At 31.5% G+C, this 8,979-nt stretch carries 6 protein-coding genes; all 6 read right to left on the bottom strand.

What is annotated here, in order from left to right; all coding sequences use genetic code 11:
- Nucleotides 1–221 precede the first annotated feature (221 nt).
- The 6 genes from K8089_RS13790 to K8089_RS13765 all read right to left on the bottom strand — a co-directional run bounded on the left by K8089_RS13790 (nucleotide 222) and on the right by K8089_RS13765 (nucleotide 8,817).
- A complete protein-coding gene (locus tag K8089_RS13790) occupies nucleotides 222–1,043 on the bottom strand; it encodes a CPBP family intramembrane glutamic endopeptidase (RefSeq protein WP_237603883.1) in 822 nt (273 codons plus the stop codon).
- A gap of 500 nt (nucleotides 1,044–1,543) precedes the next feature.
- Entirely contained in the window at nucleotides 1,544–1,897 is a 354-nt protein-coding gene (locus tag K8089_RS13785) for a hypothetical protein (RefSeq protein WP_237603882.1), read from the bottom strand.
- The gene (locus K8089_RS13780) at nucleotides 1,897–2,556 is read right to left on the bottom strand and encodes an 8-oxoguanine DNA glycosylase OGG fold protein (RefSeq protein WP_237603881.1); all 660 of its coding nucleotides are present in this window, start codon (nucleotides 2,554–2,556) and stop codon (nucleotides 1,897–1,899) included. Before K8089_RS13780 ends, K8089_RS13785 begins: the two co-directional genes overlap by 1 nt.
- A 173-nt stretch (nucleotides 2,557–2,729) precedes the next feature.
- The gene (locus tag K8089_RS13775) at nucleotides 2,730–3,491 is read right to left on the bottom strand and encodes an HNH endonuclease (protein WP_237603880.1); all 762 of its coding nucleotides are present in this window, start codon (nucleotides 3,489–3,491) and stop codon (nucleotides 2,730–2,732) included.
- A 448-nt stretch (nucleotides 3,492–3,939) separates the two neighbouring features.
- Entirely contained in the window at nucleotides 3,940–5,055 is a 1,116-nt protein-coding gene (locus tag K8089_RS13770) for an FG-GAP repeat domain-containing protein (protein ID WP_237603879.1), read from the bottom strand.
- Nucleotides 5,056–5,544: 489 nt separating this feature from the next.
- Complete coding sequence (locus tag K8089_RS13765; RefSeq protein ID WP_237603878.1) at nucleotides 5,545–8,817, bottom strand: Eco57I restriction-modification methylase domain-containing protein; 3,273 nt, start codon at nucleotides 8,815–8,817, stop codon at nucleotides 5,545–5,547.
- Nucleotides 8,818–8,979 lie beyond the last annotated feature (162 nt).

Here is an 8,979-nt window from a genome sequence, read left to right as displayed (position 1 = left end):
AACTGTAAATTTGTCACGTTCTTATCTTTTTGACCAATAAATCTAAGGGGGGTCAATATGCCCGGAATGGGGGGTCAGTATCACCGGAATATCCACCCAGTGCAGATAAGGTTCCAATTATAAATTTTCTTCTTGTTGATTTTGCCATTTTCTAGGTTGTTTTTGGCTTGTGTACAACGTCCCATGTATCGTGTCGTAGCATCCCGCAGGCTTATGTACTGTTATCCATTGTTTGCACTCGTTTTTAATTTGTTTTTCGCAATTAATATTCCAGTAAATAATATCATTCCAATACTGGATAATAAATGTACTTTCTTAAAATCAACATTTAATTCAGGAAAAAACAACAAGGCTATTCCTGCATTAATGGACAAGTGAAATAAGATTGCAACTAGAACGCTTCCTTTAGAATTAATCACTAACCATGTTATTATTATTGATAAACACATGAGCATAATAAAATATGTAATCACGGGTAATAAAGAAATTGATTCTCCACTAACTAAAGTGCCAAATGGTGCCCACCAAAGTGGAATATGCCAAATAAACCATATAACTCCAATTATGATTGCACTTTTTAAGTTCGAATGTTTTTTTTGTAATTCGGGTAATAAAAATCCTCTCCATCCAATTTCCTCCCCTAAAGGTCCTGCATATAGCCCAGCCCCTAGTACAGTTGGAATTGAAAGAAAAGCTGCTATATTAAAACTCCCAATATCTCCAATAAATATTTTATATAATCCAATACCAATAAGTATAAAAAATATAGGCAATAGTATTATGTATAAATAGTTTTTAAAGGGGATGTTCCAAATAAACACTTTCTTAAATAAATTCAACACACCGTTCAGTCCGTCAAAAATAAGTGCTGTTACAATTGCGCTGATTGTAGGTCCATATAAGCCAGTAAAAAAGAATATTAAAAATCTTCCTATTGATTTTTGGTTAATTCCATCTGTAAGATAATTTAGACCGATAACCCAAAAAGTCCAAGACCAAATAATGGTAATTAATAAAAATATATAAGTCTTTTTATTATTCATATTTTTCTCACATAAGTGCCAACAAGTGAATATAAAACATAGCTATTACCATTGCCCGCACATATAGACCTCAGTTTTCCATGTTTTTTAAAAACAACCCCCAGCAAGCCATAGCCTGCGCAGCGGTTTAAATTAAGCGGGAAGAATAAAGCCGAGGCTTACTTTCAAATATAAAAATATAGATTATTTATTTAATATATTGAGCCTGACAAAATTAGACATTTATAAACTCAGCAAATTGTAGTCCGAACAATAGGCACTGCTACCCTAGCCCAAAGTCCGATTTTAAAAACTATCATAACCATTTACAGACTCAAACGAAAAGGCTATAAACCGCTAGGAGATTACATCGATAGCGCACAGACTTTAATCTGGTGAACCACCGTATACGAGACCCGCTGGGTTTATCCTGAGCGGAGCCGAAGGGTACGGTGGTGTGAGAGGCGCACCGTGGGCTTACTGCTTACGGGCGTCTACTCGATTGGCCTTCGTTTTTTTATTTAGGATTTAGAAAAATCCGAATAGTATTGTCCTATTGATGATAGATAATCCAATATCAAATCCACACACTCATCAACTTTATTTTGGGGAATATAAGTTTTTATTGTTTGCTTCTCAATTTCTTTTTCAATATAACGATAAACATCATTCTTAAATTCTGCATCTCCAACCAATTTTCCTGAATTCCTGTTCCACGACTCTCTGAAACCATTTTCAATTACAAAAAATTCAGTAAGTTCCATTTCGATTTTTTTATTTTTTACTACAAACTCGAAGAGGTCAAGATAATCAAAACTATTCTCCGAATCTTGGTTTAAAAAACCGTCTAAGTACGCAAACTCCTCATTTTCCATTAGTTAGCTGTGTTTTTTATTTCTGAAAGTGAACGCCCAAAAAGAAAAAGAAAATTTTCAATTTGGTCCGGTGTAGAGTTAATCTTTTTTGAAATTGTTCCAATAATTGATAAATACTCAGGATAATACTTAATAGCGTTATCATAATTTATTCTTTCGAGATTTTTGAATTCTTCAAAAACTCCTCGATTAATCGCGCTAATAATTTGTAAATCAAGTATAACTGCTTTATTTCCGTTAATAGTTGTGTTTAAAAAATTTGTGAATTTTGTCATTGTTGATAATCCTAAACCATCAATTTCTTTAATATCAGATTTTAATAGTTCGATAGATATATCACGGTCTGAATAATTTTGAAGTTTGGAAATTAAATTAGTTAAAGATTCTTTTGATAATAACTTGTCAATATTTTTTCCTCTTCCTTTTGTTGGATAGCCCCACATTAAAGTTTTGACGATAAATATGGGTAAATTATTCTTTGAATTTTCTATGTCAAATCGATTTATTGTGATTTTCTTATCCTTATCTGAATTTTTGAAGATTTCATTAATATTGTCTTCTTGTGATTCTACAAACCAATTTTTTCTGTAAATATCAAAACCTTGATTTTGACAAGGTAATTCTCGAATTAAATTTCCATAGTCTAAAATTTTCATCATAGATTGAATTTTGTGTTAAATGAAGGCTAACGTTGTTGTGTATGGTTAGTTGCGTGGTTAAGCAACTAATTTAGTAAACAAATACGAACCCGAGAAAATTCCGAAGGAATTTTCCAAATAAGCACTTGCCAAAGCAATGAATTATAGGACACGTTGTTCTACGCAGTTTTTTTTCAGCTGTTCATAATTCGCAAGCTTAAATCTACATCAGTTAATTTGTCTATTACTTTTGCTTCTTTAAAAAATCCTTGTTTTTCTTTTAATGACTTTTCTATATAATTGTCAAAATCCGATTTCGAGAATAGTGTAATCGGAAATCCGAAAACGTGTCCAAGAAATTCAATTTCCACAAACTGTTCATTAGAATACAAATATTTCATTCTGTCGAAATATAAAATTGGCGTTTCTGCTTCTCTCGCAAACATCATCATCATTCCAGCTACTCGGTTAAAATACAGAACAGTTGCAGTTCCTTTTCCATATCTCGCAAAACTTCTTATAACATCATATTTAGGTTCAAATCCTTTGTCAGTTTGTCTATTTAATTCCTCTAAATACATTTTGTAAAGACCTCTTTTAAAGTAATAACTTAATTCTCTTTGGTAAGTTGAGTTCAGACGAAAAGAGGGTTTTACTACAAGTCTTGGTTTTCCATTTCTTTCTCTAATATCAAAAAAGCGTGATTTAAATTTTCCGACTTGACGCTTTTGTTTGGTTCCCATCAACAATCTTCTCCGAGTAATGTTGAAAGTTTCCTTTAAAGCTTCTTCAATCGAATAATTTACTTCTTGTTTATTTCCAAAAAACGAATTGCATTCGTCACAAACATTTTTGTTGTAATTCTGTCCACCTAAAGATTTAGGAATAGTATGAGCTTTTTTCTCAAAGGTTACTTTCGGCTCTTCATTAAGACACCAAAGACATTTTAATTTCATTCAGTTTGTTGGTTTGGTCAAATTGCGTAGAACAAGTGAATATACAACATAGCTATTACATATCGCCCGCACAAATACACCTCAATTTTCTAAGTTTTTTAAAAATAACCCCCAGCAAGCCATAGCCTGCGCAGCGGTTTAAATTAAGAGGAGAGAATAAAGCCGAGGCTTAGTTTCAAATATAAAAATAAAGATTATTTATTTAATATATTGAGCCTGAAAAAATTAGACATTTATAAACTCAGCAAATTGTAGCCCGTACAAAAGGCACTGCTACCCTAGCTCAAAGTCCTATAGGAGATTATATCGATAAAGCTCAGACTTTAATCTGGTGAACCGGCATATACGTGACCCGCTGGGTTTATCCTGAGCGGAGCCGAAGGGTACGGTGGGGTGAGAGGCGCACCGTGGGCTTACTGCTCACGGCCGTCTACTCGATTGCCCACAGTTATTTCTTCCGAGTTCTGTAATATAGATTCCAAGTTCCAGAATTTGATTCCACAATATCGGGAAACCCATCGTTATTTACATCTCCTATTTCTATGTTATAAGTATCGTCTTTTAAGTCCTCTCGTAAACCTATTTCGACAAATTCGCCATTTTCTTGACCTAAATAAACATAATTTCGCTCTTCTGAATTTCCTTCAACAATGTCTAAATATCCGTCCATATTCAAGTCGGCTACTTTAATCGAAGAAGTTGAACGCTCTGTTTTGAAATAATAAACACTATTAAATTTCAAATCTTTGTCGCCATAATAAATACTGTTTTTCGAGCCTAAATTTCCAACTATTATATCTAAAAATCCGTCTTTGTCGAAATCTCCCAGGTCAATAGAACGAGATTCATCATCTTCATTACCAAATTCAATTACTTTTAAAAATTTCTGTTTACCGTCATTTATATAAACTTTATTTTCACTCTGTCTTTCTGCTGTAATCAAGTCCAAAAATCCGTCTTTGTTTATGTCTACAATTTTAGTTTGAATTGTTTGGTCAGATTGGTTACCATAATTTATGATATTTTTGAAGTTGCCCTTTCCATCGTTTAAGCAAATTTCGTTTTGAGCTTTTCTGTTTGAGATTATTAGGTCAAAATCTCCGTCATTGTCAATATCCGCAATTTCAAGATTTCGTGAAGGCGATATTGAACCAAAAGAAATTTCTTTATCAAAATTTTGATTGGCTGAACCAAAATATATTTTATTCTCAATATTGTCATTGGCTACTGCAATATCCATAAATCCATCATTGTTTAAATCGGCACTTTTCACAGAATAGGAAGCGTCAAGAAACTTTCCAATAGGTTGGGCTAATTTGAAACCCCCATTTCCGTCATTGTAGTAAATATAATTTTGTTCCGCCCAATGTCTTCCATTCGCTACAAGTGCATCTAAATCTCCGTCTTGGTCAACGTCTGATAACGTTATTGAAGCAGTTCGATTTGATTGTGTTCCGATTGAAAAAAATCCGTCAGCATTAAAAAATGACACTTCTTGAGCAAATCCATTTAACGAAATTGTCAAAAAAGCAAGGAATGTAAATTGTGTTCGGATTTTTTTCATAATTGTGGGCAACAAGTGTATATACATCATAACTATTGCATTAGCCCACACACATACACCTCAATTTTCTAAGTTTTTTAAAAACAACCCCCAGCAAGCCATAGTCTGCACAGCGGTTTAAATTAAGAGGGGAGAATAAAGCCGAGGCTTACTTTCAAATATAATAATAATGGTTATTTATTTAACATATTGAGCTTGAAAAAATTAAACATTTACAAACTCAGCAAATTGTAGTCTGTATAAAAAGCACTGCTGCCCTAGCTCAAAGTCCTATTTTTAAAAACTACCATAACCATTTACAGACTCAAACGAAGAGGCTACAAACCGCTAGGAGATTACATCGATAGCGCACAGACATTAATTTGGTGAACTGCCATATATGAGACCCGCTGGGTTTATCCTGAGCGGAGCCGAAGGGTACGGTGGTGTGAGAGGCGCACTCCGTTCCTAGTTAGGGGCGGAGCCGTCTACTCGATTGTGTGTAGTGTTTTATTCAGTTCCAAATATTTTCGGTGTTAATTTTTCAATTTTAACTTCCGTTGAATCAATATTTTTTTTGTCTTTTGCTATATAAAATTTATGAGCTTCTTTTGATAATTCAGACATTTTAATATGATCTTTATTAAATTCATCAAATTCAGGAATATTGATGTTTTTTACTATATCCACTCCTTTTTGTATATCTATTGTATATGCCTCAATTATTTCCCCAATCACTCTAGAATTTAAAATACCACATAAATAATGAGCTTCTTTTTCTGTTTCGAATGAAACATATAAAACTTTGGAATCAGATAAAACAAGTTTATTTCCTAAATATTCATCGTCAACTGAAGATACCACAGTAGCAGTCATTTCCTTGCTTTGTTCTCTCCATAATACTTTATAAGGCATATATGTGTAGTCGCCAACATTATCAAGTCTATACCAAGGAAACTGGTCTTTGTCGAAAAATTTCCCACTTCTTATTCTTGTTTCAAGTAATAAATCTTTAAAGTAAAATAACCAATCGTAGGTTTTTTTATACTTTACTTTTAAAACTTTATCATCAATGCCTCTATATTTTGACTTTCCCGTAGAATTATGAGGAACTACTATATATAAATAAGAATTTAAACCCCATTTATCTATGTTTCTTCCTCCAGCCATTGGATATATCAAATCTTTCTCTACAACACCAGGAAAGACACCTAAATCTTTTGCTTTTTGTAATCTTGATCTTTCAATTAAGTTTTCAATATGAATATTTTCGCCAACTGTTTTTTTAATATCAACTAGGTAAATACCTTTTGCACCACAAGGCTCTATGCCTTTTCTTCCTTTATAAGGCGACTTGCCTAAATACTTACCAAGTTTTACGAATAATGAATTTTTAATAGTCAGCCAAGGACTTCTTAAGTTATCATTGATTGGTTGTGCAGAAAGTTTTTCAAATCCCATTTTCCTTTTTACTGTTGAATAGCTATCTTCAAATGCAACCTTATCAGATGAAATATTATAGCATTCAAAATAGTTCTCCATAGGATATGTCATTTTTTTATTTTTTTCAAAAACATATACAGATGTTCTATTCGAAGCTTCACCTTTAAAAGGATTTACTTTGAGCATATCATAGACTTCTATAATTGAGAAAGGAATATTTAATCCATCTCTAGATATATTAAACTTTCTAAAACCTTCACCACCTTTTAGAGATTTGACAAATGTTTGCGGTAAAACAAATGAAGTTAAGCCATTATCTTTCAAATAGTGGTCTATACAAACATAAGTTACTGCCATTGCAAAATCATCGTGACTTGTGATTTTATCATAGGCACTTTTTTCGAATATACCGTAACTTAACCATATATCTAAAGTAGCTTTTCTATATGTGTCTGACATTGCCTTCCAAGTAATCCAAGGTGGATTTCCTATTATTACGTCAAATTTACTTTGTGAAAAAAGTGGTGCAAATGAGTTTTTTAAAATAATTGGCCAGAAACCGTTTTTACCGCTTAAATGTAAATTATATAATTTGTCGTAAAATACTTTCGCATATTCTATCTGCTCTGAATTTAAGTTGATTTTATTTTCTGAAACTAATAATTTATGAAATTCATCAAATGATGTGTAGTCTTTTAAAATACAAGAAGAAGTGGTTTTTAAAAAGTAATCATTTTCTTCTCGAGTATTAAAAACTGGAATTTCAAATTCTCCAACAACTGTATTAATGTCTATTGAGTGTTTCTTTTCTTTTTGTTTGGCGTGAACAGTAGGCACGAGAATAGAATCACACATATATACTGGAATTGTAATTTCCTTTTCTAGTTGTGTTATATCACCCAAAGCTAGAATGTAATTTGCTTTTGCTGAAATAACAGCTATCGGATTTATATCAAAGCCTACAATGTTCTTTGTGATATTATCTATTAAATCTGTTTGATTAACTTGTCCTTTGTGTTTTTCAGAAAATTGTTTTACTAAATGCGTTAGAAAAGCTCCTGAACCACAAGTTGGATCTAAAATAGATGTATTGAGTTCGCAATCGTATTTAGATTTCTCAATTGTAAAATCAACTAGCCAATCTGGTGTATAGTATTCTCCAAGTAAGTGTCTTAAACCTCTTGGTATTAAATCTGAATATATTTTTTTTAATACATCTCCAACTACTTCTGGTTTAATTACGGAAGCAGTAGTTTCAAAAGTATCTAACTCTGTTATTATATCATTTATAAAATCCATTTCTAAATCTTCTGCTAATGCAAACCATTCGAAAAAATGAATTTCAAAAAAATTGTCTATATAATAATTGGTATAATGATTTCCTGAAAATAAAGAAGTTAATTCGTTTTTATACTTTGGTTGTTTTGCTTTGCCAGTTGGATTAGTTAATGATTCAAGTAAATTATGTACTAAAAGTTTAATAACGATACTATAATATGTTTGTAAAACAAATAAAGTATGTCTGATTTCCATATTCTTTGGTAAAGAATACATTTTGATTAAATCATCCTTGTATTTAGTGAAATCTGTTTCTTCCTTACCATAAATGTCACCAAAAATCCTATTCCATTCCTGAAATAAAGTATCAATTCTTGTATTAGAATCTTTGTTATTATTCAGTAATTCATATAAATAAAGAATACTATTTTTTGAGATATCTGAACTCGATGAGAATGATTGCAAAAGATTTTCTGATGATAATCTTTTTCTTTTCGTAGATCTTATAAAAAGAAGTAGTTTTTTTACTCCTAAATCGAAATCAGTAATTTTTTCAATTTCGTAAGTAAGCTCCCTTTTATTTTGGATATGTTTTGGGAATTTCTTTGTCTTCTTGTTTACAAGTAAATCAATTAATTCAGAACCTTTTTTATATCTAAAAAAAATAAACGTTTTACCGTCAAAAGCAACACCTACTTTTGAAAGCAGTATTTGTTCAAAATATTCGTCATCTCCTTTTCCTAACTCGTCTAAACTAAAATTTACCAAATAAGAGTATAAACCTCTATCTTTTTCGTCTCTTCCATAAATAGCTTCATCTTCACCAACTTGGGACTTGAATTTTTTTGGCTTTTTAAATTCAAAAATAACATCTGAATAGATGCTATCAGCTCTACCTCCTTGAAGTGAAGAAACTTCGCTTGTAAACGTTTTGTTTAATCCATAAAAATCAGAAATACTGTCTAGAAAAATATTTGTATTTATTCTTACATCTTCTTCGTTTTGTGAACTTAAACTATTGTCTTTAAACTTGGTAATTATTTTATCTATGTCAATTTTCATTTATGGTCAATCTTAATTTGAGACAAAGATAAATTTTTAAATTCTGCTGTCTAATTTTAGTTCTGTTTTTCACATTACACACAACGTTTGGTATAAGCGCAGTAGCGGGATTTACGCAGTTACTTTTCAATTTATAACTGACCTTCAATTTATAAAATTAAC

Origin of the sequence: Aequorivita vitellina (assembly GCF_022008365.1) — a bacterium.
In the GTDB taxonomy this organism is placed as follows: Bacteria; Bacteroidota; Bacteroidia; order Flavobacteriales; family Flavobacteriaceae; genus Aequorivita; species Aequorivita vitellina.
This window is presented reverse-complemented; position numbering and strand designations above follow the sequence as displayed.